The organism is Desulfovibrionales bacterium, assembly GCA_028715605.1.
Lineage (GTDB): Bacteria > Desulfobacterota > QYQD01 > QYQD01 > QYQD01 > QYQD01.
On record JAQURM010000002.1, the window covers coordinates 141,497 to 165,031 of the forward strand.

A 23,535-nucleotide genomic window follows, 5' to 3' on the forward strand; every position below is an offset into this window, starting at 1 on the left:
GTTTTACTCCCTGAACTGTTCGATTCTTTCTGCCAGGTTGACGAGTTCGTCCGCTGCCGCATATAACAATTTTTTGCCTTTTTCCGTATTGGCCCTGGCCGGGTTGCCCCAGACACCATTCGGCCAGAATTTTCTCTTATTTCTTACCAGGATGAGATTGGGGAATGCCGGATATTCTTCCGGACTTGTGCCCTTGACCCATTCCGGGCGCAGGTAGAGCATGACTGACGTTTCTACCTCTCCGGCATGCGAATCACCGGCTGTTTCTACAAGACCCCGGGCGGCCCTTCCAACAAGATCGAGTATGCTTAAAACCGCTATGTTGGCCTCAGGCAGGGCAGAGAGCAATTCCTCTCCGGCATCGGTAATAGCGGCCAGGTGTGTCCCGCCCGCGTGTCCGGAGATGAGGATGAAATTCCTCAACCCCTGGGAATAGAGGGACGTAACGATGTCTATAGTCAGCCTGCGCAGGGTTCCTGCTTTTATGGTGATTGTGCCGGGATGTCCGCTTGTACTGCGGCACAGGCCATAATGGATGGGCGGAGCCACAAAGAGGGGCCTTTTCGAAGATGCGGCCCTGGCTGTTTCGTAGATATGTACGGTGTCTGTAGAGAGGGGCAGGTGGAAACCATGCTCTTCTACCGAGCCATAAGGGATGACGACCGTACGGGTCTTTTTCAGCCCTTCGACAAATTCAAGCATGGTAAGTTCTTCGAGGAGCATAGTGGAATCTTTGTACGACCTGGAATGACGCCTTTTTTGAAATCTAATTGACTTTCAGGGGCATGTCAATAATAATTGCCGGATGATTGACTTACACATACATACCATAGCCAGTTCCGACGGACAGCACGCCCCGGAGGAGATATTTGCCCTGGCCGGGAGGCATGGCCTTAAGGCTATTGCCTTTGCCGACCATAACAGCGTGGGCAGTGTGCCGGAAGGGGTTCGCCTGGGAAAAGAGACCGGCATAGAGTTCGTGCCGGCCATAGAGATCAACACCTTCTATTCAGACCTTGACCTGCACCTCCTGGCCTATTTTATCGATTATGAAGGCACATCTGTTCAGGACTGGCTGGCTGCCATACGGGTAGAAAAGGAAAAGCAGGCGCTGGGGAGGATCGCCAGGCTGCAGGAATCGGGTTTTGTCCTCACGGAAGAAGATGTACGCAGGCATTCGGGCGGTAAGATTCCAACCGGATATTCTTATCTCAAGGCCATCTTGGACCGAAAAGAAAATAAGGAAGACCCAAGGCTCAGGACATATACTGAAGGAAATGGCGCCAGGTCGCCTTATTATCGATTCTATCATGATTGGCTGAAGGGCGGGAGACCGGCCTACGTGCCCATTGAGGCCCTGGCTACACCCGGCGTCATAAGGCAGGTACTGAAGTGGAAGGCTGTTCCTGTTTTGGCTCATCCCATAGACACGCCGGATGCAGTCATTATGGGCCTTATAGGGGCCGGTTTGATGGGTCTGGAGGTCTATAACAGCTACCACAGCGCGGAACGGGTTAAACATCTCGAGGTCATAGCCGGGAAACACAACCTCCTTATGACCAGCGGCTCTGATTTCCACGGCCAAAAGATGAAGCCGGATATCGAAATGGGGAGATTGCAGGGAAACAAGATGTCCCTCCTTGACGCCCTCAAAGCGGCTAAGGCCCGTCTTGATGCGGCTTCCTGATGTATATTTCCCGGGAGTAGTTCAAGCCGATTGCTTTTTACATGAAATGTATTATTATTTAATCAAAAGGAAGTGTATTCTTGAGTGTAAAGGTAGTCTGCCAGAATAAGAAGGCAGCGCATGAGTATTTTATCACTGAAAGATATGAAGCAGGTTTGGTACTTACGGGAAGTGAGGTCAAGTCTCTGCGGCAAGGAAAGGCAACCCTGGCCGATGGTTATGCGCAGGTGGTCGGGGGTGAGGTCTTGCTGTATAATGTGCATATAAGTCCGTATTCTCATACGCACCATGAGGAGCAGGACCCGACCCGCACACGCAAGGTTTTGTTCCACCGGCAGGAGATAAGAAGGCTGATCGGTAAGATACAGGAGAAGGGATTAACGCTCATACCGACCAAGATATATTTTAAAAATGGCTGGGTGAAGGTAGAGCTGGCCCTGGCCAAGGGTAAAAAGTTATACGATAAAAGAGAGAGTATAAAGAGGAGGGAAGAAGAAAGGGAGATAGCCAAGCGCTATCGAGGTCGAAACTGACATATCCATGGGGGCGAAACGGCTTCGACGGGGATATGGAAGTTTAAGCTGCATACCGAGGTCCTGTTGGCTCGTTAAACAAACAGGAAAAAACAAAAGCAGACAACTGCGAATACGCACTGGCCGCTTAATAGGCCAGCGTCCTTCTGATTCGATCCTGCGGAACTAGAAAGGACGACGGATAGCGGGATAGCATCCCCTCAATCGCCTGCTGAGAGGGGAAGCGAAACTTTATGCGGGCTAATCTCCTGGTTGCCTTGCCCGGGGTGGAACCAGGGGGTGAAATTGAACCCCAGGCTATGTATGTAGATGCTTAAATGGAGTATCTTCGGACGCGGGTTCGACTCCCGCCGCCTCCACCATTTTGATTTAGACAACCCGTTTCTCCGGAGTGGTTCTCCGGGTGAACGGGTTTTCTATTTTCTTCCTGTTTTCAGTCGGAACTTAGTCAAAACAACTATGAAAGCTCTGTACGAACGAGAGTCGAGGACGCCGGGGGCGTCTATACGAGCTTTGCGCGGCATGTTTAATGCCTATATCATAAATAAACAAGAAAAGCATATTTACACGACCGTTGTTCCCTGACCGTCCCCCCTTGTTCCCGTCCCCTCTCCCATTCCCCGCTGCTTGCTACCAGGTTCGACACTGGCGGGCTGCGGGGAGTTTCAATCGTTAGGCGCTTTTTTGATTTTTATAGTGTGAAGCATACCAATCTATAACTTGTCTGATCATCTTTTGATACGAGGTGTGCTGTTTCTTTGCTTCTTTTTTAAAAAAATCAATGCTCGATTTTTTCAAGGCAATCGTTACCTTCACGTTTTCCTCTTTCAAGACCAACTGGTCCGGCGGCAGAAGAAAATCCTTAACAACTCTTAACTCACCCAGCGGTTCATTCGTGTACTTTATTTTGCTCTTCATATATCTGCCTCCTTGGTACGTCGCGCAACGCTGCCATATCGGTGGAATTAAGTCGCAAAGGCTGCTGGCGTCTATCCCGAACCCTGGCCACACAAACCGGCATGACGAATCAATGGCTGAAGGAACAAGGGCTGGTTTCCATCAAAAAACTGTGGGTGGGCATTCACTATTCCGCCTCAGGCGGATGCTAGGTGGTGTGGGGAGGGGGAGAACAAAGCTTCCCCTTACCCGAACACCCTTCAATTCCATTTTTTGATTAGCGCTGTGATCCGATCAGCGACGCCCCAGGCATCGGAGATCTGCGAATTGCTTCGGAGCGCGGCCTTGAGTCGTGACGTAAAGGAAGGCTTCCACGTCTCAAGCTCTTCCAGGTAGCTCAGGTGTTCCTTGGCGGCGGCGAACGTGTTGCTTTGCTCGAAGAGGCTCACCAATGCCTCTGCCATCAACGCCTGCGTCTGCTTGTTCTTCCGATACGTGTCGAACAGTTCGCGGGCCACAATCGCGGCAGACTTACCCGTGCCGTCAAAGGCCTGAAACCGACCGATAAACCCATATGGGTCCTGCCCAAACCGGATCGAAAAAACCGGCACGCCTCGACCCATCCCGAAACCGATCTCCTGATCGGTCCAGTTGCTCTCATGAAAATCAGGATGGAGGAGAGCCACGAGCGCATCGCACGTTGCCAGTGCCGTCTCGATCTCCGTCTGCCATTCCTGTGTCGGCTCAATGTCGTTGTGAGCGACGAAAGCGGAGATGCCGTAAGCCCAGAGCGCTTCCTGGAGATCCGCCGAGAACTTACGATGGGCGGCCAAGTGGGTGACAAACAGCTTAAGCATGCCCGGGCGCTAGAACGGGGGCTCGATGCGGGGCGCGCCGCCAGCAGGCAGTTGGAACCCGACATGACGTGCGAGGTCGACGAGGGTTTCGCCCGAGCCCCCCTCAATCATTTGGAGCACGTACGCGTCCTTGCCTCCACTCCATTCGTTCGTCCACGGAAGCGAGAACTGCTTCAGCGTGACATCGATCAACGGCCAGTCCTCGCCGGCAAGGCGCTGAGAAATCTCCTTCATCAAGACGATTCGCTCGGACGGTGTTAGTGCCATATGGCGGGAGCTTATATATTATATAGACTCTACTTTTTTCATCTGAGCTGAATATGAGAAGTATGGTATAGAAATTTGCTAAAAAACACAACAGGATAAAATTGTAATTAAACGAGGCTCTTGCAAAAGTCCCGGTTCTGTCATTCCCACAGCGATTCTGAGCGGAAATCTGGTTCTAACTGTTCGCTTCGGCGAATCTGCCTTTGACACGACAGAAAAAAAAGCGCTCAGAGATGCTTGGATTACCCACTTGAAATGAGAGAGAACCATTAATGATGATTTGTTATTCGGGGCTGTAAGTGGAACATTCACAGGGTGCCCCGGTTGACGCGGCAGACAGAGTGATTTAGTATGCAGGCCATGCTTGGGCCACGCCTAGTACTTATCAATCCCTGGATTTATGATTTTGCCGCCTATGACTTATGGGCGAAGCCTTTAGGTCTGCTCTATTTGGCGGCCATACTGCGCCGCAACGGATTTAGGGTGGATTTTGTCGATTGTCTTTATACCCGTCACTCAGAGACTTCAGGGGGACTTAAAAGTGGGCGCGGTAAAAGACGAAAATTCGGGACCGGCAACTTTTTGAGAACACCCATCCCAAAACCGGCCGGATTAAAAAATATCCCCAGGACATACAGTCGTTACGGCATAACCCCGGAAGACTTCAATGCCGGACTTAAGGCGATAGAAAGACCCGATGCCGTTCTGGTTACCTCCCTCATGACTTACTGGTATCCGGGGGTATTTGAGGCTATTCGTCTGGCAAAAGAGATTTTCCCCGGTGTCCCGATTATCCTGGGCGGTATCTATGCCACCCTCTGCACGGATCACGCGCGTGAGCGCTCCGGCGCTGACTACGTCCTTTCCGGGCCGGGTGAGGCACAATTATTAGACCTTCTATCGGATATTACCGGTCACAAACCGGCCTTTGTGCCTGAAACAAACACCCTGGACGGCCATCCCTATCCGGCGTTTGACCTCGTAGGCGACAGGGACTATGTCTGCCTCCTTACCTCGCGGGGTTGCCCTTTCCGGTGCGCCTATTGCGCCTCGCATAAGCTGACGCCTTTTTTTACGCAACGTTCCCCGGAGGCGGTGATCGGAGAGATTTATTACTGGCATCAAAACTACAATGTACGTGACTTTGTCTTTTATGATGACGCCCTTCTTATTAACAAAAAGGTCCATATCTGGCCCATACTTGAAGGGGTAATCAGAGAAAAATTGCCTGTAAGGTTTCATACCCCAAACGCCCTCCATATCCGGGAGGTCGATGATTATACTGCCCGTCTCCTTTTCCGGGCCGGGGTTCAGACCATCCGATTCGGTTTTGAGACGGCCAACATGGCGCGGCACAAGGATATGGACGGAAAGATTTGCGAAGGCGATTTGATACAGGCCATTAAGTTTCTCCGGCAGGCCGGATTTGAAGCCAAGGACATAGGTGTTTACATCTTGGCCGGCTTACCCGGTCAGGAATGGCGGGAGGTAGCCTATTCCATTGAGTATGTCAAGGCGGCGGGCGGGGCGCCTTATCTGGCCGAGTACTCTCCCATACCAGGTTCCCCCCTCTGGCCAAAGGCCTTAGAGACCGCCCGTTTCCCCATTGCCAGCGATCCCGTATATCAAAACAACTCCATTTTCCCCTGCGCCGGGGACTTTTCCTGGGAGACCGCGCAAAGGATAAAGATGCAGGCGCGCGCGGCCCGGGGCATAAGCTGCTAAGATGGGATATCCTCCGGCGCGGGCTCGATATGGATGGTGACGTCCTTGACGCCGGGGATGTTTTCCTTGATTGTGTTTTCCACCACATGGGCTATCGCATGCGCCTTTTCTAAAGAGATATCCCGCTTCATGTGACAATGCATATCCACGTGGATATCCCCCTTCCTTCCCCGGCTCCTGATTTTATGACAATATTCAATGCCGTTCACGCCCATGACGATGGCCCGTATCTGTTCTTCATCTATGGCCGCCGCATCAAGTAAAATTTGGGAGCTGCTTCTGATGATCTCAACCCCGGCATAACCGATGAAGATACTGATAAAGAGGGCCACGACAGGGTCAACGATAGGGTAGCCGGCCCGGATGGCCAAAAGCCCGATAATTACCGAGCCGGTCGTAAATATATCGGCTCCGGTGTGGAGGGAGTCAGAGATCAATATCTCACTCTGGAAAACCCGGCCCTGCCTGCGTTCGTAAAGCATCACGAAGATATTGACAATCAGGGTGACTCCCATGACGGCAAAGCTTACCGCATCCACTTCAGGGTGGACAGGATGGTAAAAGCGTTTTATGGACTCACTCAGGACTTCGACACAGACAAGGAAGAGGAGCAGGGCAATGCCCACTGAAGTCAGGGTCTCGTACTTACCATGACCGTAGGGGTGGCGCTCGTCCTTGGGCCTGGAGGCCATCCATATACCGAAGAGGCCGATAATATTGGACGAGCCGTCAGAGAAGGAATGGTAGCCGTCCGCCATGATGCTGGCGCTGTTTATAAACCAGCCGTAAAAGAGCTTGGAGGCGGCCACGGCAAAGTTCAGGATCAATATGATCCATAAGACCTTGCTGATCTGGCGGAATCTATCCTGTTCCATAGTTTATGGCATTTATAACCGGTTTATAAGACCGGCGATATAACCGGCGCCGAACCCGTTGTCTATATTGACTACGGCCACGCCTGCCGCGCAGGAATTGAGCATGGCCAGAAGGGCCGCAATCCCTCCGAAGCTTGCCCCGTATCCCACGCTGGTGGGCACGGCAATAACCGGTTTGTCCACAAGCCCGCCAACTACGCTGGGCAGGGCGCCTTCCATCCCGGCCACTACAATGAGTACAGAAGCAGAGGCAATTTTTTCTTTGTGACTGAGAAGCCGGTGGATACCGGCTACACCCACATCATAGAGATACTCCACCCGGTTGCCCATTATCTGGGCCGTAAGGTAGGCCTCTTCGGCCACGGAGATATCAGAAGTGCCGGCGGAAATGACCATGATGGTCCCTTTGCCGATGATTTCCGGCTCTTTTTTCTTGAGGATCAATAACCGGGATACCGGATGGTAATCGGCTTCCGGGAGAGAGGAACGGATGTGTGCGGCATTGTCTTCACTGATTCTGGTGACCAGAACCCGGTCGCTGTGTTCATAGATGGAAGCAACAATCTTAAGCAGTTGTTCGGCGGTCTTGCCTTCGCCGAAGACCACCTCCGGAAACCCTTGACGCAGGGGCCGGTGATGGTCGATTTTGGCATAGGTCATATCCTCAAAAGGCAGGTTTTTCAGGGCCTGGAGGGCCTGTTCAACCTCTGTCCGGCCTTCCTGTACCGACAAGAGCAGATCTTTCAATTTATCCATATCCATATCAACCGGTTATCCGTTTACACGTTAGCACGTTCGAACGTTAGTTGCATCCCTTACTTGCAAATCTATGCCCCGGTTGCAGGCGCTGTCAAGGTATTTATGACACAAAAGGCCAGTCCAAAGACTGGCCTTTTGTTTTGATCATGGTGGGCGGTGCGGGATTCGAACCTGCGACTTCCACCGTGTGAGGATGGCACTCTAACCACTGAGTTAACCGCCCGGTTGTTCTACTTCTACCCAATACCCGGAGAAATTTCAAGGTTATTTTTGTCCTGCCTACTCTGGCATTAAGGTTTCTGGACTTTCCCCAAAATATCAACGTATTTTATTTAACATATTGATGTTTCTTAGAATATTTCATTCCAAAATGGAATCCGTTGTTCCTTCGCTTCATGGCTTCCGCAGTGACCCTATCGGGATTCGCAGGCGGGGAACACCTGCCCCTTCCCGCCTCTAAAGGGCGGGCTTTCCCCTTCCTGCTCACCCTCGATGGGGCCCCCCTGCTCCAGCAAATTTCGCTCAGGAAAATCGGGTTCCATAAAAAATGGGGAAAGTCCGGTTAGGGTTTCATTTGCGGCCATACTTTGTTATATTATTAATTAGTAACCTGTCTGGAGGAAGCCATGAAATGGATAGCGAAGTTATTCATAGTAGTGTCCCTGGCCGTGTTGTTTCTTCCTGCGTGCGCGGCAGATCGCGAGTTTCAGGTGGGGTTGACTTATTGGCCTCCTACTGCGCTGCGTTCCTGTTACACCTTTAAGGAGCCACCCTCCATAGCCCTGGCGCCCTTTACTGATAACCGTGTCGAAAGAAAGCTTCTCTTTAAAAGATATAATAATCTGGGAGGCGAGGACTTTTATTACCTGAGGGACGAACGGCTGGATACGGAGTTTGCTGCGTCCATAAAGAGGGGACTGGAAGAGGCCGGCATCAAGGTTATTGATATTCCGTCATGGGACCGGAGCGCAGACGGTTTTACGGTCACGACAGTTAACGGCATATTAACCGGAACTATCGAGGAGTTTAGTTGTAAAAGAGAGGTCGGCACCAGTCCACTTTTACCCGCCCTGGTAGGAAAGGCCCGGTTAAGACTTTATTGGGGGGATAAACAGGGCCGGCTCATAAAAGAGGATATTCTTGAGGCTAAATTTCAATCAGAAGAGTTCTTATTTATAACTGAGGCCGAGATAGAGCACATCCTCAACCTGGTTATGGCGGACCTGGTGGAAAAGGCGGTCAAGAGTAAGGCCGTTACCGAGATAATAAAAGGTAATCTCTGACCATGAATGCATATTTTTATAAGGCCGGTCCACAAGTTATTAAAACTGCTGTAAACCATCCGGGACTTTTTTCGTCTAACTTCAGTAAACCGCACCGGAGTCGAATGGCTACATGGATGGACTTTGCACGCAACCGCAGTTCTCATACGTGGATTTTATGACCGATAATCCCTCCTGTCCATCAGTGGTTGCCCGTAAGGATACTTATAAGGACTTTGACGAGTTTGTGGCCAAGTATCAAAAAAGGGCTTTTTTCATCGCCTTCGACCTGGTCAATGATGTAGAGGATGCCCGGGATCTTTCACAGGAGGCGTTTGTCCGCGCCTATGAGCGTCTGGGGCAATTTCGCGATGAGTCCTCTTTATACACCTGGTTTTACCGTATCCTGGTCAACCTGTGTATGGACTTTAGACGTCGGAAAAGGCGCTGGTGGAAGATATTTCAGCCGGAAGGAGATACCAGAGAGGACCCGCGTTGCTCGTTAGCCGAGAAGCCGGCCCTTACCCCCGGCCCGGTGGAAAGATACGATCAGAAGGAGTTGTCGCAAAAGGTAAGGAAGGCATTAGATGTCCTTCCTGCCAAGCAGAAGGCGGTATTTATACTGAAAAACTATCACGGGATGCCCATCAAGGAGATCGCAGCCATCCTTAAGATAGCCGAAGGGACAGTTAAAAGCCATCTCTTTCGTGCCGTGAGAGAGTTGCAGGCAAGGTTAAAAGACGATTACGGCTATAACTATGGAGAAAAGAGTTAAATGAAAAGCTGCCGCCATTTCCAGGATGACGCCATTTTAAGGCACTATAGTGAGCTTCCTGCGGGTGAGGAGAAGAAGCTCACGGAGCACCTGGCCCGTTGCGAGGCTTGTTCAACTTATGTCCGGGACATGGAAAAGATGCTGGCCCTTACAACCAGGGGGAGGAATATGGCCGCGCCTTCATCCGTGTTCTGGCAGGCTTACCAGGCCGGAATTAGAGAAAAGATAGATGAAGAAACAAAACGTTGCTGGTGGTCGAAGATTCGCCTGGGCGGAAAAGTTCCAGCCCTGGCCGCCGTCTTTTCAGTCCTTCTGTTTCTGGGGATCTGGTTTTTGTATCCAGGAGACGTGGCGGAAAGGCCTAAGATGTACGATCTACCTGTGAGTGCGGAAGAAGCGCATCTGGTTGAGCATCTGGATATGCTCCAGGAGTATGATTTGATAAAAGACCTGGATGCTATTGAACAGATACAGGATACCTCACAGCGGTCTGTACCGCAGGGTTATGTCCATGCCTAGGATTATATTTTTCCTGAGTATATGCATTATGTTTTTTGCCGCTTCTGCTCTGAAAGCGCAGGCGGAAGTTCGCCCCGGCGAATCTGCCGGAGGCATGAACGGACTTATTCCGGCTGATAATATGGTAGAGACTGTGAAGCGGACGGAAGAGGAGGCAAATTGGCAGAGATGGCAAAGGCTTTCTCCGGAGGAACGTGCCCGTTTGAAAGAAAGATACGGGGAGTATCAAAAACTTCCAACAGAGGAAAAGGAAAGATTGCGGCGGAATTTTGAGCGGTTTCGCAGTCTCTCTCCAGAAGAGAAAGAGCGTTTGAGGGAACGCCATCGCCTCTGGCAATCCCTGCCGCCGGAGGAAAAGCGTTCTTTACGCCGGCATCAGAGTGGGCAGGAAGGCCCTTCGTCTTCTGAAGACCGGGAAGGGCCGGATAAGAGACAGTTCAGAGGCCCATCCAAATGGCAAGGTTCATCCCCCGGCGAGAGAAGAGGTTTTCCGCATGATATGCGAAAGAGGGATTATATGCGTTCGAGAGGCCACAGGAGGTGACGGCTTCGCAAAAAGTCCATTTGCTGCGTTGATGTCAGCTCAAAGATGAAAGCTCAAAACTGAAGGGAAGAATTGTAGTACCTACCCCTTTTAGCTTTTAGCCTTGAGCTATTTCTACTGTGCCGTCCCAATTTTGACTTTTTACGAGTTTATCAAGCTTGCCTGCCCGATGGGAACACGTATCAGCCTTCCACAACCCTCAGCCGAATATTTTCCGAACGTTCTCCATTTTTTGGGAATCCTTCATTCCTTCACTTCATGGCTTCCGCAGTGATCCGCCTTCGGCGGACTCCAGCAAATTTCGCTCAGGAACATTGGATTCCATAAAAGACCGGGAAATTACCCAGACAATATTTGGGCTTGATTTATCGGTGGTCATCTGTGGTATAATCCAGGCCATGCAGAAGATAAAAACTAACGATATGGGAAGACAGATGAATGTAACGATTTTAGGCCATCCAACTCATGTTTCCCGTCTGACGAGATTTTTTGAGGTTATTGGGGCCAGCGACGGGTCATTGCTGCTTACGGGGCCATTTGGCTGCGGCAAGGAAATCTGGCTTGATTACGTGATTGCCAATAGTAAACGGAGTCAGCAGGCCATCATAAAGGTCAACTGCGCCGAACTGGCCGAGTCCGATGCTACGCGGGAGATATTTGCGGATACTGCCGAGAGTCCGCTTGGCCGGGCGCAGGGAGGCACACTGGTATTGGATGAAGCCCAATATCTGCCTATAGCTACACAGGCAAGTCTGGGCAAATTTTTAGAAGACCGGAAGGTGTCGGATCGACGTACGGGAGAATCACGTTTTATTGATACACGCATAATGGCTATGGCTACAGACAGGAAGGCCTTGGCGTCTATGCTTATGTATCGTTTTACCTATCGGGTGAGCATCCCTCCCCTGGCCGGGCGGAAAGAGGATATCCCGTATTTATTAAAAGGGCTTTTACGTGATACATCCATACGCTATATGCGCTATATCGCCCTTTTAAAATTATTCTACAACCGTTGGGATGGAAATGTAAGGGAATTAAAAAGTTATCTTGCCCAGACTATGGCCTATTACCAGTCCACTGCGGCAGAAAAATTCCATGCCGCAGGCCTCTGGGGTGAGGTTTCCACCCGCTACTTCCAGGATGTTTTTGCCGAGGAGACCTGGTACTATGATTACAATTTTGAAGAGGACTTCCGGAGATATTTTTCAGAGATCCTCACCAGGACGACCTTCCGCGAGGAGATCATAAATGAGGGGCTGGTGGTGCCCTTAGAGAAAAAAGACGCCAGTTATCTCGCGCTAAATATCTGGGAGGAGGATTTTGAAGAAAAGGCCTGGCGTATTTATCGCAAGTTTGCAGACTATCTGGAGAAATGCAAGGCCGGTGTAATTAAGGACACCGGCCTATGATATGGCAGGGGAGAGAGTTTTTCTGAGTACCGCGCTTACAGTGGAATCTTTTTTCCACTTTGGGTGGAAATGAAATTCCCACTTTGTGAATTTTATTTCCGTTTTTTCTTATCTACTCAAGAAATATTTGTAATCTCAAGGGGATTATTGCAGTAAAAAGTTAAATCATATCTGGCATTGAAATTGCTAGTCCAAAAGGTCGTCGAGGAGGTCGGCTATGCAGAGAAAAGATGTGAGCGAAAGGCGCTGTAATGAAAGAGTTCTTCTCTCCGTGCCGCAGGAGTTAGGCCTAGAAAAAGCAAAAAATGTTTACTTGGTGGGCCTCTCTGTCCATGGGGCGGAGATAGCCTGCCTGGAAGAGCCCCGGTGGGATGGAGCCTTACAGTTTTGCCTTCAGTTGCCGGAAGGCATGCATACCCTTTCTATTACGAGCGAGGTAGTCTGGCAGAGAAAGGAAAGGGCTTGGCATGCCGGAATTAGATTTGTTTCTCTCTCCGAGATGGACAGACAAATACTCGAGGCTTACGTAGATTATTTAAAACGGGAAAATGTACTCCTGGAGGCCCGTAAGACCATCAACATGCACCTGGGGACATTTATTAGAAATTTTGAACGGCTTCTTGAACTTAAGGATTTATGGGGAGGCATAAGTAAAATCCCGGATCAGGAACCAAGACCCAGGTATCTGCATTAGAGACATAGCCGTTATCAGGCAGCCTTCTTTATGTTATTGCTTTTTGGGAAGCCAGGAGTCAGCATACAAAATTTAGAAGATAAAGAAAGATGGTTTCGTAACAAGTCGAATTTTCTCGTTTTTCGTCATTCCGGCGAAAGCCGTAATCCAGTATTTTCAATTAGTTAAATGCGTTCTGGACCCCGGTTTTCACCGGGGTGACGACTTTTGCAAGAGGCTCATAATAAAAGAAAAAATATCAGTGATGATCAGCGTAGATCGGCGGCTGAGTAGTTACAAATAAAGAAGTTATAGATTATCACTTGTCCCCACGTCCCCACATTGTCCCATCTTTAAAGTTTTTTCCTGAGAGCTACCCCTGAAACAGCCCCTTGAGAGGCGACAAACCGGTATATACAGAAAGGGCGTTGGATTTAGGATGCGTCGCCGGTTGACAGGCCGCGTCTTTTCTGGTAGGTCGTAAGGTCAATTTCTCAAAGGAGGCTGCTAATAATATGGAACGAACCCTATCTATCATCAAACCTGACGGCGTTTCGAAAAGACTTATCGGTGAGGTCATAAAGCGTTTTGAGAAAAATGACCTCCGTGTTGTGGCTATGAAGATGGTGCATCTGAGCAAGAAGGAGGCCGAGGGTTTTTATGCGGTGCATCGGGAGAGGCCTTTCTTTGACAGTTTGACGGGCTTCATGTCCTCGGGACCGATCGTAGTCATGGTCCTGGAGGGAAAGGGGGCTATAAAGAAAAATCGGAACCTGATGGGCGCTACCAATTACAAAGAGGCCAAGCCCGGGACTATCCGGCACGAGTTTGCCTCGAGTATAGAGCAAAATATCGTGCACGGGTCTGACAGCCCGGAGACGGCGGCTACCGAGATTGCCTATTTTTTTAATGCCCTTGAGATATTTGATTATTAGCAGAAAAGACGGCTTCGTAAAAAATCCAAAATATCAAGCAACGCCGCCGAGTACGCTAAGTTTTTTCTTGGATAAACAATATATTGTCTTCGCGGTCTTTACGCCTTTGCGTGAGAAATCGACTTTTTCGAGTTCATCATAAAAGAGAATGGCAAGATTGAAATCATACCTGAACGGGGCCGATCTAAAGGCCATAGGTGAACAAGGACTCTTATCTATTCTAAAGAAGAACTTTTCCCGTGTGGAGAGACCGGACGTCCTGCGCGGTATCGGCGAGGACTGTGCCGTAATCCCCATGAGCCGCACCCGGTATCTGCTGGTAACCACAGATACGCTGGTTGAAGGCATCCATTTTCGCCTGGATTATACCACGCCCTATCTACTGGGCAAGAAGGCTATGGCCGTTAATTTGAGCGACGTGGCCTCGATGGGAGGGACGCCTACGCACGCCTTTTTAAACCTGGCCCTGCCTGAAGAGACACCTATATCCTTTGTGCGCCAATTAGCTCAGGGCATCAATTTTTGGTGCCGGCGTTATAACGTGCCCATTATCGGCGGAGATACGGTCTCCTGCCTCTCTGGTGTTGTGCTCACTATAACCGTACTGGGTGAAGGATATAGGGGAAAAATCGCCTTGCGGTCCGGGGCCAGGGAAGGGGACCTTATCTTTGTTTCCGGCTGCCTGGGTGATGCGGCGGCCGGACTGGCCTTGCTGGAAGGAAAGCGTAAGCCGGAACCGGCCTACCGGAGACTTTTTAGGGCACAACTGGATCCTATACCGCAACTGGAATTGGGAAGATACCTGGCCGGCCATAAGCTGTCTTCTGCCATGATCGATCTCTCGGATGGTCTGGCTACTGACCTGGCGCATATTGCCGAAGAGAGCGGTGTAGCCGCAGAAATTGACGCAGAGAAGCTTCCGGTTTCCACTGCCTGCCGCAAGCTGGCCGAAGAATCCGGCGCTTCCGCACTGGCCTGGGCCCTTTTTGGGGGGGAGGATTATGGTATTTTATTTATAGTTTCACCGGATCATGCCGAAAAGATAAAAAAAGAAGTGAAATCCTTGACCAGAGTAAGCCCGTTCTGTGTGGGTAAGGTAGTCAAGGGAAGAGGAGTTTTTTTGCGGGAAGACGGATATAAAAAAGATATCACCCATAAGGGGTACGATCATTTCGCAAAAAGGCAACCTTAAAAGGAGGTATCCGGGGTGGCTAATACCAGATTTAATTTTTCCACGATAGCGATCTCTTTGGGCCTTTTCATCGTAGCAGTATTTTTCTTAATCTTCATCACCGGCCAGTCTCCGGTCAGAACTGTGGGTGTTGTGCCCATTTTTGACTTGCCCGCCGGTCTAAGCTTCTGTGGTGAGCCGGTCCCTCTTGAAAGGCAGGACGTCCGGGAGATGCTGGACCGGGAATTTGTTATTTCCGTTTATGACCATGCCCAGGTCATCATGTGGATGAAGCGCGCCAACCGGTACTTTCCTTATATCGAGAAAAGGCTTAAAGAACGGAATATGCCGGGTGACCTCAAATATGTAGTCGTAGTCGAAAGCGCGCTGAAGACCTATGCCTTCTCCGGTGCAGGGGCGGCCGGCCCATGGCAATTTATGGAAAAGACCGCAAAACGTTATGGACTGAGGGTCGATGACTGGATTGACGAACGGTTGAATTTTGAGCGGGCTACCGAAGCTGCCCTGGATTATTTCGGAGATCTTTATCAAAGGTTTGGCAGCTGGACTGTGGCCGTAGCGGCATATAATTGCGGCGAAGACCGGATGAATAGGGACATTACCGGGCAGAATGTTAATAATTTTTATGGTCTTAATCTGCCCCTGGAGACAGAGCGGTATATCTTCCGGGGATTGGCCGCAAAGGTAATTCTTGGCGCTCCTGAACTCTATGGTTATAACGTGCCTGAGAAGAGTCTTTACCCTCCCCTGGAATATGATCGTCTTGATTTTAAGGCGTCAGGCGAGGTACATCTGCGTAACATAGCCTCTGCATGCGGTACGACCTTCAAGGCCGTCAAGGAAATAAACCCGCAAATAAGGAACAGCACTATCCCCGCGGGATGCTATGCCCTGAATGTGCCCAAGGGGACGGCGGAACAGTTTAAGGCTAATTTTGCAAGCGCCTTGTCCCGGGGTAAGCGGGATAACATCTTGATTTGCAAGAAGAAGGACCGGGATAAGTGAAGATTACCGGCGCGCCCGGCTGCTCTCCATACTACCGGTCGAAGATGTCCGCCTTAGGCGGATGCGAGCCTTCGACGCATGCGGGTAACCAGCAGGTGGGCGAGCCGTGTGAGTTCCGGGATACGATAGCGGGCTGTGCAGGCCAGGGTATAGCCCATCCCAGGGGTGCAGGTTATCTATTTTCATCCTAATCGCATCGGGAAAATCCGCAGGACCGGCAGACGAGACATCCGCCTTCGGATTCCAGCGTCCCTCCACAGTCCGGGCAGGCCCCCATGGTCTTGTCATGCGGTGAGATGGGAAGATTGGTCACATTAGCTATGGCGCGGGCCACGGCGTCAGGGCAGGAAAGGATCATTTTCCCCTGATCCCAGATAGGCGATGGGCAACGTATTCCCGAAAGCTGTCTGATGATCGCCTCCACCTTGAGGCCGGAACGTAAAGCCAGAGAGATAAGCCTGCCGATGGCCTCTATTTGAGAGGCAGCGCAACCACCGGCCTTGCCTATCTGGGCAAACACTTCACATATTCCCTTTTCGTCTGAGTTTATGGTGATATACAGGTTGCCGCATCCGGTACGCATACGTTCTGTAATGCCTGTGGTGCGCATAGGCCGGGCGCGCGGGACGATTTCTTTTTTTTCTCCCTCTTTTTTAAAACTTAGCACCTGACCCTTCCGACTGCCGTAGCGATAGATGGTCAGCCCTTTCAATCCCTGTTCATAAGCCAGAAGGTAGACCTTGTGCACATCTTCGATAGAGGCTGTGGAGGGGAAATTGATGGTTTTGGAAACGGCATTATCTGTATGTTTCTGGAAGGCGGCCTGTAGCCGGATGTGCCATTTCGGGCTGATGTCCATGGCCGTCATATAGACCTTCTTCAGTGAATCCGGAATGTCCGGGATGCCTTGAATGGAGCCGCCTTGCGCGATGTCCTCCATAAGCTCTTTGGTAAGGATACCAGCCTTCTTGGCCGCTTCCTTGAAGTAGGGGTGTACTTCCAGGAGTTCGCTGCCATCTAAGACGCGGCGCACAAAGGAGACGGCAAAAAGCGGCTCTATCCCACTGGAACAACCGGCGATGATGCTGATCGTGCCGGTAGGGGCGATAGTGGTAGTGGTGGCATTACGCATAAAAGGGGTTTTTGGATTATCGTATATGCTGCCTTTATAGTTGGTAAAGTTGCCGCGCTTTCCGGCTAAGTCGGCTGAGGCCAGTTTGGATTCACGCGAGATAAAAGACATGACGGTCTCTGCCGTTTTAACCGCATCCTTTGAATTATAAGGAATACCCAGTTGTATGAGCATGTCGGCAAATCCCATTACCCCCAAGCCTATTTTGCGGTTGGCCTTGCTCATGGATTCAATCTGCAACAGGGGATATTTATTGATGTCTATAACATTGTCCAGGAAGTGCACGGCATGATGTATTATTTTTTTAAGGCCGGCATAATCTACCTTGTCCGCCTTAACGAAGCGGGAGAGGTTGATGGAGCCAAGATTACAGGCTTCATAAGGGAGTAAGGGCTGCTCACCGCAGGGATTGGTGGCCTCTATCTCGCCCAGTTGTGGAGTGGGATTGTCCCGGTTTATACGGTCGAGGAAGATTATACCCGGCTCGCCGGTGGCCCAGGCGGCCTCGACTATTTGGGTAAAGATATGGACGGCGGGGACAGATTTTACTTTATGTCCATTCCGCGGGTTGATAAGGTCATATTCTTCGCCTTTGGCCAGGGCTCGCATGAATTCGGCGGTTATGGCCACTGAGATGTTAAAGTTGTTGAGCTTATCCGTCATCTGTTTGGCATTTATGAACTGTTCTATATCGGGGTGATCCACACGGAGTATTCCCATATTAGCCCCGCGGCGGGTCCCCCCTTGCTTGATTGTTTCCGTGGCTATGTCAAAAACCGTCATAAAGGAAACCGGGCCGCTGGATACGCCCTGTGTCGTGCGCACCACATCATTGGCCGGACGGATGCGGGAGAAAGAAAACCCGGTCCCTCCTCCGCTTTTGTGGATTATGGCGGTCTGTTTAATGGCCTCGAAGATGCTGTCAATTGAGTCTTCTACAGGCAGGACGAAACAGGCGGCGAGTTGTCCCAGCCTGCGGCCGGCATTCATCAGGGTGGGTGAGTTGGGCATGAAGAGGAATTCGGTCATCATCCGGTAAAAGGTGTCTTCTGTTTTCTTAACATCGGTCTTTTGGCCATGGATGGCGTCGGCAGCGGCCACGGCGCGGGCCACGCGGAGGAACATCTGTTCCGGTGTCTCTACGGCCTGGCCCTGCTCGTTTTTTTTAAGATAGCGCTTTTGCAGGACAGTGAGGGCATTTGCGGTCAGTTTCAATCCGGTTTTGGGAAGGGGCATGATCTCTTCTCCTTATACGCATTTTCCAGGGTGAGGAGCTTTGTTTTCAAGTTCAGGCCGGAACTAAAGCCGACGAGTTTACCGGTACTTCCTATGACGCGATGGCATGGTATTATAAGCGGGAGTGGGTTGGCACCTGCTGCCTGTCCTACGGCACGGGCCGCCTTCACTTTTCCGACAGCCCTTGCTATTTCCTGATAAGAACGGGTCTCACCGTAAGGAATGGCCATTATGGCCTCCCAGACCGTCTTTTGGAAGGTGGTCCCTGTTACATCCATAGGCACAGAGAAGATGCGGCGTCTGCCGGCAAAGTATTCCCTGATCTGGGTTATGACCGGGCCGTGTATTTCGGCATTTTCTTCCAAAGTTACCGCGCTTGCATGTCTTTTCTGTAGCCCGGCGGGGGTGCAATCCTTGGCCTCAGGACAGAAAATTATATAACATAAGCCCTTGACGTTGGACAGAAAAGTGAGACAGACGGAATTAATTCTGGCCTGCGTAAAAAAGAAGCGCATGATGTTTTTACTATAACTTCTCCAATTTTGCGATGTTATCCCTGTGGCCAATTACAAATAGTATGTCGCTATCTTTTACTACAAAGTCGGCGGGTGGAACCAGGATAAAATTATCAGTAAGGACTTCCTTTACGCCGATGACATAGACGTTATGTCTCACCCGCAGGTCAAGACCGCTCAATGTCTTCCCGATAAAGGCGGTAGGGGGCGCCAATTCTACCAGGGTGTAGTTTTCTACCATAGGGATGAAGTCCAGGATGTTCGGTGTAGAGAGACTCCTCGCCGTCTTCAGGGCCATTGCCTTTTCCGGATAGATTACCTCGGTAGCTCCGATCCGTTCCAGTATCTTGCCATGATCCTCATTCATGGCCTTCACTAAAATCTGTTTGACTTTTAGCTCCTTAAGGTAGAGGGTAACGAGGATGCTGGAGGCGATGTCTTCTCCGATGCTGACCAGCACTGCGTCCATCTGATCTATCCCCAGGGTTTTTAATATTTCCTTGTGTGCAATGTCAGCAACCACCGCCTGGGTGGAAAAGGGTTGAATTTCCTGTACCCGGTCCTTATCCTTATCGATAGCTATGACTTCGTGTCCATCTTCAAACAGGGCCTTAGCCAGGTGGAAGCCGAACTTTCCCAGACCAATCACGGCAAATCTTCTCATAGCCCGCTCCTTTTTAACCAATCATAACCTTTTCTTCTGAATAACGGAATTCAAATTCGGGCCGCTCTCTTCTGACTATTACATAGGCAAAGGTCAGTATCCCTACCCGGCCCATGAACATGAGGGCGCTTAAAATGAGCTTATTCATGCTGTTGAGATAAGGGGTAACCCCCATGGAGAGCCCTACCGTGCCAAAGGCCGAGATGGTTTCAAAAAGATACGTAAGAAAACAGCCTCTGGCCGGATGCGAAGTCGGGCATGCCATTTCGCTGAAGAGCATGAGCATGTGGATGGTCAGTACGGTAAATACCGAGAGCATATACAGGGAGATACTCCGCATGACCACTTCAGAAGGGATAGTCCGGTTGAAGACATGCACGTGGGGCCTCCCGCGCAATTTGTTCCAGACCAGGGCGGTCAGTACGGCCAGGGTGCTGGTCTTGATCCCGCCGCCCGTCGATCCGGGGGAGGCGCCGATAAACATCAGGAGGATGATTATATAGAGGCAACTGTCTGTAAGGGAAGTGGTATCGACCGTGTTAAACCCTGCGGTCCGGGGGGTTATGGATTGGAAGAGGCTGATGAGACATTTTTCATAAAATGGACGATGGGCCAGGACATTGTTGGCCTCAAACGCCCAGAAGAGCAGGGTTCCGGTTAAAATCAGTATCCCGGTGGTGACGATAACCATACGGGTATGCAGGGAAAGCCCTCTTCTTTCCGGGTGGCGCCTTACTCGCTGGTAAAGCTCGTAGATAACCGGAAATCCCAGACCGCCCATGACTATATTCGCACATATAGTGAGGTTGACACCCGCATGGCCGGTGTAGTTCATGAGATTGTTGCTAAAGGTGGAAAAACCCGCATTGCAGAAGGCGGATATGGAATGAAAGAAGCCATGGTACAGGGCGGTCGGAAATGGATAGTCCCTCCAGAAGCACAAGGCCAGAAGAATGGAAGCAGCCCCTTCCACCAAGAAAGTAAAAAGAAAAATGGATTTTATAAGGGTATGCATGTCTGTAATGGGTGCAGGGGTAAACGATTCCTGCATCAACCAGCGTCCCCGGACGCTTATTCCCCGCCCCATAGAGAGGAATAGAAAAACAGAAAAGGTCATAACCCCTAACCCGCCTACCTGAATTAAGGTAAGGATAACCATTTGTCCGAAAGTGCTGAAAGATTTTGCTGTATCCAGGACGGTTAGACCGGTCACACAAAGGGCGGAGGTAGAGGTAAAGACGGCGTCAACGAGAGAGATGGGTTGAGTGGTGTGGGATATGGGTAGATATAGCATACCTGCTCCGATAATATCTATGACCAGGAAGCTCAGGATCAGAATATGGGCGTGATGGAGCTTTTGTAAATATCTCTGGAATACGGGATGCAAATTAGTTCCTTTCCGGATAGAATGTGCCCTATTTTATCCATAGTATTTTAAAAAACAAGGTAATTTTGAGAACCGTGCCGGTCCGTAGCCGGAGGAAATTACTGTTGCTGATTAAATAAAAAATGATAGCTTAGCGGAAAAAGCTTGACAGAAGGTCAGATAATCGTTAAGTGTAGATATACTTTTATGTTTAGGAATAGTTTTTGTTTTTAGGAATAGTTTTTGTGTTATAGAGGTCGTATAGAGTTAGCCACCGAGGTCGATAGGGTCCGAAGTGGCTATTTTTTTGAAAATTTCCATGTCAGGATTATCTCATAGGGATTTTTCCCGTTTATTTTTTTGTTTGCTAGTAAGAAAGGGGGTTTTGGTTTATGGCGGAAGGTAAAGTGAAATGGTTTAATGAGAAGAAAGGTTTTGGTTTTATTGAGCAGGAGGGCGGTCCTGATGTCTTTGTGCATCACTCTGCTATCCAGGGCGCCGGGTTTAAGACCCTGCGCGAGGGTCAAAAGGTAACCTTTGAGGTCCAGCAGGGCCCCAAGGGGCCCCAGGCCGTTAACGTCGTTGGTGAATAGATAAAGACAGGGCCGAACCGGGTTTGTTCAATCTGTGTTCGGCCCTTTGTTTTTAGCCTTCTTTTTTATCCACGGACGAAGGCAGTGTCCGTTCTTCTTCCAGGTGCAAGACCTGTCCGGTTATGCCGGCCATCTGGTCGTGTATCTTTTCTGCACGTTTGTGTGCCTCTTCATATTTACGCTGGGCGAGGTCTATATTCCGACCAACGGCCGTAAACTGTTCGTAAAAAATGCCGAACAGTTTTTGCAGTTCACCTATGCTGCCCCGTATCTCCTGTGCCTGTTTTTCAATATGAAATCCCCTTAAGCCGAAGGCTATGGCCATAAGGTAGGCGTAGAAACTGTTGGGAGAAACAGGAACAACATGCCGTTCCAGGGCATAAGAGGCAATGGATTTTTCCTCTCCCAGTTGTTCATCTTTTACGATTACTTCATAAAATACGTTTTCGGCCGGGATATACATGAGGGCGAAGTCATAAGTGCCTTCCTCCGGCTTTATATATTTACGGGCGATTTCATCTATTCTGGTCTTCACCGAAGTCATAAATTCCCTTTTGGCTTTCTTGCGTTCTGCTTCGGTTTCAGCCTGTCGCAGACGTTCAAAGCTCTCCAGGGGAAACTTGGCGTCCACCGGTACGGTGTTGCTGCCTAAACGGATCAGGACGTCTACTTTTTCCCCGGATTTAAAGGCATACTGCGCTTCGTAGTTGCGCTGGGGCAGTATCTGAGACAGAAGGTCTTCCAGGAGATATTCGCCGAGCCCTCCGCGTAGTTTGGGGGCCCTGAGGATATCCTGCAGCCGGCTGATGTCCTTGCCCAGTTCCTGCATATGTTTAGCGGTTTCAAATAGTTCCCCCAGGCGTAACTGAACCTTGGATATTACCTCTGTAGCCCCCTGTAACTGCTGGCCTATGTTCCCTTGGGTCTTGGTAAGTTGTTCGTTCATGGCCTGAAGGAGCCGCCCCAACTGGTCATTAAGGGTGCGCGTAGTATCTTCTAACCGTTGATTCAGATTTTTTAATGTCTCCCCCTGACCCTGGTTGAGTTGTGCGGTCAGTTCACCAAGCTGGGTATTGAATGTGCCCACTATGGCGGCGAACTGGGTTTGCACGGTTTCCAGATGCCTGACCTGACCTTGCGCCTGTTGGTCACGCATGTCACCTATTTGCCGTATGATTTCCAACAACTGCTCTTGTAAAAGGGAGGAGGTGGAGGTCTTTTCTTTCAGGGTGCGTATCTCCCGGAACAATAATAAGGCCCCGATTCCGGCAATAAGCAGGATGGTCAAGAAGATAAGGATAGTTTCAGCAGTCACGATTTAATCTCCGGAGATTTTCTTTTTAGATTAATTAGTTTTCGTCCGGAAACCGAAAATCTCCGGACGAGCAGTCAGCACTCAGCTATCAGCGTTCAGCTTACGATGCTATTTGTCTTGATTTTTTGCTGAGAGCTGACGGCTGATGACTGAAAGCGTTAAGCCGGAAACGGTAGTTTCCGGATGAACACAGATTACTTATATGGTTACTTATAGCCCATTTTTCTTATATTTTCCATTTTAAATCCCCCAAAACCTCTTCTTGCCAAAAAAGGGGGGATGACATTAGGGCGATAACTCCCTTGACATTAAGCAGAGGATGACTATTTAATGATAATATCAGGGGAAGCCCGACTAAGGAGGCAGTATGGCAATTATTACCATCCGCACCGGCAGGATATTGGGAGATATCCATCGGGATATGCTCAAAATGGTGGGCGACGTCTTCAATACGGCTGGAATGATGCCGCCTAATAGGGCCTGGGTCCCGCCGGTAGATATCTATGAGACCGAGAAAGAGGTCATAGTCCTAGTTGAAGCGGCGGGAGTCAAGCAGGAAAGTCTGGATATAACCCTGTATAAGGACCTGCTCCGGATCGCGGGCCTGCGTGAAGGCGAGAGCGGCTCCCGGTCCAGAAAATTTTATCAGATGGAGATAGCCTATGGCGCCTTTGAGCGGGTGTTAAGGCTTCCTTCTGCCGTGGAAAGTGATGAGGCCTCGGCCTCCTATAAAAACGGTCTGTTATCCATAACCCTGCCTAAAATCAGAAAGACCCTTCGTGTGGAGATAGCATAGAGTT

26 protein-coding genes, 1 tRNA gene and 1 other RNA gene are annotated in these 23,535 nt (G+C 50.2%); 16 read left to right on the forward strand and 12 right to left on the reverse strand.

Annotation, left to right across the window (positions count from 1 at the left end; genetic code table 11):
- Nucleotides 1-3: 3 nt before the first annotated feature.
- Nucleotides 4-723 (reverse strand): creatininase family protein, encoded by a 720-nt coding sequence (locus PHT49_03385; protein ID MDD5450918.1) that lies wholly within the window; start codon nt 721-723, stop codon nt 4-6.
- Between the two features lie 82 nt (nt 724-805).
- Here PHT49_03385 and PHT49_03390 point away from each other — a divergent pair, with 82 nt between their 5' ends.
- The 3 genes from PHT49_03390 (at nt 806) to ssrA (ending at nt 2,582) form a co-directional block, all read left to right on the forward strand.
- Nucleotides 806-1,687: a PHP domain-containing protein gene (locus PHT49_03390; GenBank protein MDD5450919.1), complete on the forward strand. Its 882-nt coding sequence runs from the start codon at nt 806-808 to the stop codon at nt 1,685-1,687.
- 80 nt (nt 1,688-1,767) lie between these two features.
- Complete coding sequence (gene smpB, locus PHT49_03395; protein MDD5450920.1) at nt 1,768-2,220, forward strand: SsrA-binding protein SmpB; 453 nt, start codon at nt 1,768-1,770, stop codon at nt 2,218-2,220.
- A 9-nt stretch (nt 2,221-2,229) separates the two neighbouring features.
- Nucleotides 2,230-2,582: a transfer-messenger RNA gene (gene ssrA / locus PHT49_03400) on the forward strand.
- A gap of 310 nt (nt 2,583-2,892) precedes the next feature.
- Here the strand turns inward: ssrA and PHT49_03405 are convergent.
- The 3 genes from PHT49_03405 to PHT49_03415 all read right to left on the reverse strand — a co-directional run bounded on the left by PHT49_03405 (nt 2,893) and on the right by PHT49_03415 (nt 4,241).
- The gene (locus tag PHT49_03405) at nt 2,893-3,138 is read right to left on the reverse strand and encodes a hypothetical protein (GenBank protein MDD5450921.1); all 246 of its coding nucleotides are present in this window, start codon (nt 3,136-3,138) and stop codon (nt 2,893-2,895) included.
- A gap of 239 nt (nt 3,139-3,377) precedes the next feature.
- Complete coding sequence (locus PHT49_03410; protein ID MDD5450922.1) at nt 3,378-3,974, reverse strand: toll/interleukin-1 receptor domain-containing protein; 597 nt, start codon at nt 3,972-3,974, stop codon at nt 3,378-3,380.
- A 9-nt stretch (nt 3,975-3,983) separates the two neighbouring features.
- A complete protein-coding gene (locus PHT49_03415) occupies nt 3,984-4,241 on the reverse strand; it encodes a hypothetical protein (protein ID MDD5450923.1) in 258 nt (85 codons plus the stop codon).
- A 360-nt stretch (nt 4,242-4,601) separates the two neighbouring features.
- On the opposite strand from PHT49_03415, the gene PHT49_03420 reads away from it, so the two are divergent.
- The gene (locus PHT49_03420) at nt 4,602-5,966 is read left to right on the forward strand and encodes a cobalamin-dependent protein (protein ID MDD5450924.1); all 1,365 of its coding nucleotides are present in this window, start codon (nt 4,602-4,604) and stop codon (nt 5,964-5,966) included.
- Here PHT49_03420 and PHT49_03425 read toward each other — a convergent pair.
- The 3 genes from PHT49_03425 to PHT49_03435 all read right to left on the reverse strand — a co-directional run bounded on the left by PHT49_03425 (nt 5,963) and on the right by PHT49_03435 (nt 7,823).
- Entirely contained in the window at nt 5,963-6,841 is an 879-nt protein-coding gene (locus tag PHT49_03425; protein MDD5450925.1) for a cation diffusion facilitator family transporter, read from the reverse strand. The genes PHT49_03420 and PHT49_03425 overlap by 4 nt on opposite strands.
- 12 nt (nt 6,842-6,853) lie before the next feature.
- On the reverse strand, nt 6,854-7,603 hold the full coding sequence (gene larB, locus PHT49_03430; protein MDD5450926.1) for a nickel pincer cofactor biosynthesis protein LarB: 750 nt from the start codon (nt 7,601-7,603) through the stop codon (nt 6,854-6,856).
- A 144-nt stretch (nt 7,604-7,747) separates the two neighbouring features.
- Nucleotides 7,748-7,823: transfer RNA gene (locus PHT49_03435), tRNA-Val, on the reverse strand.
- A 403-nt stretch (nt 7,824-8,226) separates the two neighbouring features.
- On the opposite strand from PHT49_03435, the gene PHT49_03440 reads away from it, so the two are divergent.
- From PHT49_03440 to PHT49_03485, 10 genes are all read left to right on the forward strand, one after another.
- Complete coding sequence (locus tag PHT49_03440) at nt 8,227-8,883, forward strand: hypothetical protein (GenBank protein MDD5450927.1); 657 nt, start codon at nt 8,227-8,229, stop codon at nt 8,881-8,883.
- Between the two features lie 112 nt (nt 8,884-8,995).
- Nucleotides 8,996-9,637, forward strand: a complete 642-nt coding sequence (locus tag PHT49_03445; protein ID MDD5450928.1) for a sigma-70 family RNA polymerase sigma factor — start codon at nt 8,996-8,998, stop codon at nt 9,635-9,637.
- A complete protein-coding gene (locus PHT49_03450) occupies nt 9,638-10,156 on the forward strand; it encodes a hypothetical protein (protein MDD5450929.1) in 519 nt (172 codons plus the stop codon).
- Complete coding sequence (locus PHT49_03455) at nt 10,149-10,700, forward strand: DUF3106 domain-containing protein (protein MDD5450930.1); 552 nt, start codon at nt 10,149-10,151, stop codon at nt 10,698-10,700. The genes PHT49_03450 and PHT49_03455 overlap by 8 nt, the downstream gene beginning before the upstream one ends.
- Before the next feature lie 314 nt (nt 10,701-11,014).
- Nucleotides 11,015-12,109 (forward strand): sigma 54-interacting transcriptional regulator, encoded by a 1,095-nt coding sequence (locus PHT49_03460; protein ID MDD5450931.1) that lies wholly within the window; start codon nt 11,015-11,017, stop codon nt 12,107-12,109.
- A 217-nt stretch (nt 12,110-12,326) separates the two neighbouring features.
- Nucleotides 12,327-12,803: a PilZ domain-containing protein gene (locus PHT49_03465; protein ID MDD5450932.1), complete on the forward strand. Its 477-nt coding sequence runs from the start codon at nt 12,327-12,329 to the stop codon at nt 12,801-12,803.
- A 494-nt stretch (nt 12,804-13,297) separates the two neighbouring features.
- Nucleotides 13,298-13,717: a nucleoside-diphosphate kinase gene (ndk, locus tag PHT49_03470; protein ID MDD5450933.1), complete on the forward strand. Its 420-nt coding sequence runs from the start codon at nt 13,298-13,300 to the stop codon at nt 13,715-13,717.
- Nucleotides 13,718-13,865: 148 nt separating this feature from the next.
- A complete protein-coding gene (gene thiL, locus PHT49_03475) occupies nt 13,866-14,909 on the forward strand; it encodes a thiamine-phosphate kinase (GenBank protein ID MDD5450934.1) in 1,044 nt (347 codons plus the stop codon).
- A gap of 15 nt (nt 14,910-14,924) precedes the next feature.
- Nucleotides 14,925-15,914 (forward strand): lytic transglycosylase domain-containing protein, encoded by a 990-nt coding sequence (locus PHT49_03480; protein MDD5450935.1) that lies wholly within the window; start codon nt 14,925-14,927, stop codon nt 15,912-15,914.
- On the forward strand, nt 15,911-16,105 hold the full coding sequence (locus PHT49_03485; GenBank protein MDD5450936.1) for a hypothetical protein: 195 nt from the start codon (nt 15,911-15,913) through the stop codon (nt 16,103-16,105). Before PHT49_03480 ends, PHT49_03485 begins: the two co-directional genes overlap by 4 nt.
- Here PHT49_03485 and PHT49_03490 read toward each other — a convergent pair.
- Genes PHT49_03490 through PHT49_03505 form a run of 4 tightly spaced genes read right to left on the reverse strand, consistent with a single transcriptional unit; the run spans nt 16,102 to nt 20,848 of the window.
- Complete coding sequence (locus tag PHT49_03490) at nt 16,102-18,282, reverse strand: vitamin B12-dependent ribonucleotide reductase (GenBank protein MDD5450937.1); 2,181 nt, start codon at nt 18,280-18,282, stop codon at nt 16,102-16,104. The two genes, PHT49_03485 and PHT49_03490, sit on opposite strands and share 4 nt — an antisense overlap.
- On the reverse strand, nt 18,258-18,797 hold the full coding sequence (locus tag PHT49_03495) for a methylated-DNA--[protein]-cysteine S-methyltransferase (GenBank protein MDD5450938.1): 540 nt from the start codon (nt 18,795-18,797) through the stop codon (nt 18,258-18,260). Before PHT49_03495 ends, PHT49_03490 begins: the two co-directional genes overlap by 25 nt.
- A gap of 10 nt (nt 18,798-18,807) precedes the next feature.
- Nucleotides 18,808-19,461 (reverse strand): TrkA family potassium uptake protein, encoded by a 654-nt coding sequence (locus PHT49_03500; protein ID MDD5450939.1) that lies wholly within the window; start codon nt 19,459-19,461, stop codon nt 18,808-18,810.
- Nucleotides 19,462-19,474: 13 nt separating this feature from the next.
- The gene (locus tag PHT49_03505) at nt 19,475-20,848 is read right to left on the reverse strand and encodes a TrkH family potassium uptake protein (protein ID MDD5450940.1); all 1,374 of its coding nucleotides are present in this window, start codon (nt 20,846-20,848) and stop codon (nt 19,475-19,477) included.
- Nucleotides 20,849-21,219: 371 nt separating this feature from the next.
- Between PHT49_03505 and PHT49_03510 the strand changes: the two genes are divergently transcribed.
- Nucleotides 21,220-21,420 carry a cold-shock protein gene (locus PHT49_03510; protein MDD5450941.1) on the forward strand — a complete coding sequence of 67 codons (201 nt, stop codon included), beginning with the start codon at nt 21,220-21,222 and terminating at the stop codon, nt 21,418-21,420.
- Nucleotides 21,421-21,472: 52 nt separating this feature from the next.
- Here PHT49_03510 and rmuC read toward each other — a convergent pair whose 3' ends face one another.
- Nucleotides 21,473-22,735 (reverse strand): DNA recombination protein RmuC, encoded by a 1,263-nt coding sequence (rmuC, locus tag PHT49_03515; protein ID MDD5450942.1) that lies wholly within the window; start codon nt 22,733-22,735, stop codon nt 21,473-21,475.
- Nucleotides 22,736-23,102: 367 nt separating this feature from the next.
- Between rmuC and PHT49_03520 the strand changes: the two genes are divergently transcribed.
- On the forward strand, nt 23,103-23,531 hold the full coding sequence (locus tag PHT49_03520; protein MDD5450943.1) for an Hsp20/alpha crystallin family protein: 429 nt from the start codon (nt 23,103-23,105) through the stop codon (nt 23,529-23,531).
- Nucleotides 23,532-23,535: the final 4 nt, after the last annotated feature.

What these genes read in the sequence shown, in the direction of transcription:
- PHT49_03385 (MDD5450918.1), bottom strand. Translation starts at nt 723, where the DNA reads ATGCTCCTCGAAGAACTTACCATGCTTGAATTTGTCGAAGGGCTGAAA.
- PHT49_03390 (MDD5450919.1), top strand. Translation starts at nt 806, where the DNA reads ATGATTGACTTACACATACATACCATAGCCAGTTCCGACGGACAGCAC.
- PHT49_03405 (MDD5450921.1), bottom strand. Translation starts at nt 3,138, where the DNA reads ATGAAGAGCAAAATAAAGTACACGAATGAACCGCTGGGTGAGTTAAGA.
- PHT49_03410 (MDD5450922.1), bottom strand. Translation starts at nt 3,974, where the DNA reads ATGCTTAAGCTGTTTGTCACCCACTTGGCCGCCCATCGTAAGTTCTCG.
- PHT49_03415 (MDD5450923.1), bottom strand. Translation starts at nt 4,241, where the DNA reads ATGGCACTAACACCGTCCGAGCGAATCGTCTTGATGAAGGAGATTTCT.
- PHT49_03420 (MDD5450924.1), top strand. Translation starts at nt 4,602, where the DNA reads ATGCTTGGGCCACGCCTAGTACTTATCAATCCCTGGATTTATGATTTT.
- PHT49_03425 (MDD5450925.1), bottom strand. Translation starts at nt 6,841, where the DNA reads ATGGAACAGGATAGATTCCGCCAGATCAGCAAGGTCTTATGGATCATA.
- larB (MDD5450926.1), bottom strand. Translation starts at nt 7,603, where the DNA reads ATGGATATGGATAAATTGAAAGATCTGCTCTTGTCGGTACAGGAAGGC.
- PHT49_03440 (MDD5450927.1), top strand. Translation starts at nt 8,227, where the DNA reads ATGAAATGGATAGCGAAGTTATTCATAGTAGTGTCCCTGGCCGTGTTG.
- PHT49_03445 (MDD5450928.1), top strand. Translation starts at nt 8,996, where the DNA reads ATGGATGGACTTTGCACGCAACCGCAGTTCTCATACGTGGATTTTATG.
- PHT49_03450 (MDD5450929.1), top strand. Translation starts at nt 9,638, where the DNA reads ATGAAAAGCTGCCGCCATTTCCAGGATGACGCCATTTTAAGGCACTAT.
- PHT49_03455 (MDD5450930.1), top strand. Translation starts at nt 10,149, where the DNA reads ATGCCTAGGATTATATTTTTCCTGAGTATATGCATTATGTTTTTTGCC.
- PHT49_03465 (MDD5450932.1), top strand. Translation starts at nt 12,327, where the DNA reads ATGCAGAGAAAAGATGTGAGCGAAAGGCGCTGTAATGAAAGAGTTCTT.
- ndk (MDD5450933.1), top strand. Translation starts at nt 13,298, where the DNA reads ATGGAACGAACCCTATCTATCATCAAACCTGACGGCGTTTCGAAAAGA.
- thiL (MDD5450934.1), top strand. Translation starts at nt 13,866, where the DNA reads ATGGCAAGATTGAAATCATACCTGAACGGGGCCGATCTAAAGGCCATA.
- PHT49_03490 (MDD5450937.1), bottom strand. Translation starts at nt 18,282, where the DNA reads ATGCCCCTTCCCAAAACCGGATTGAAACTGACCGCAAATGCCCTCACT.
- PHT49_03495 (MDD5450938.1), bottom strand. Translation starts at nt 18,797, where the DNA reads ATGCGCTTCTTTTTTACGCAGGCCAGAATTAATTCCGTCTGTCTCACT.
- PHT49_03500 (MDD5450939.1), bottom strand. Translation starts at nt 19,461, where the DNA reads ATGAGAAGATTTGCCGTGATTGGTCTGGGAAAGTTCGGCTTCCACCTG.
- PHT49_03510 (MDD5450941.1), top strand. Translation starts at nt 21,220, where the DNA reads ATGGCGGAAGGTAAAGTGAAATGGTTTAATGAGAAGAAAGGTTTTGGT.
- PHT49_03520 (MDD5450943.1), top strand. Translation starts at nt 23,103, where the DNA reads ATGGCAATTATTACCATCCGCACCGGCAGGATATTGGGAGATATCCAT.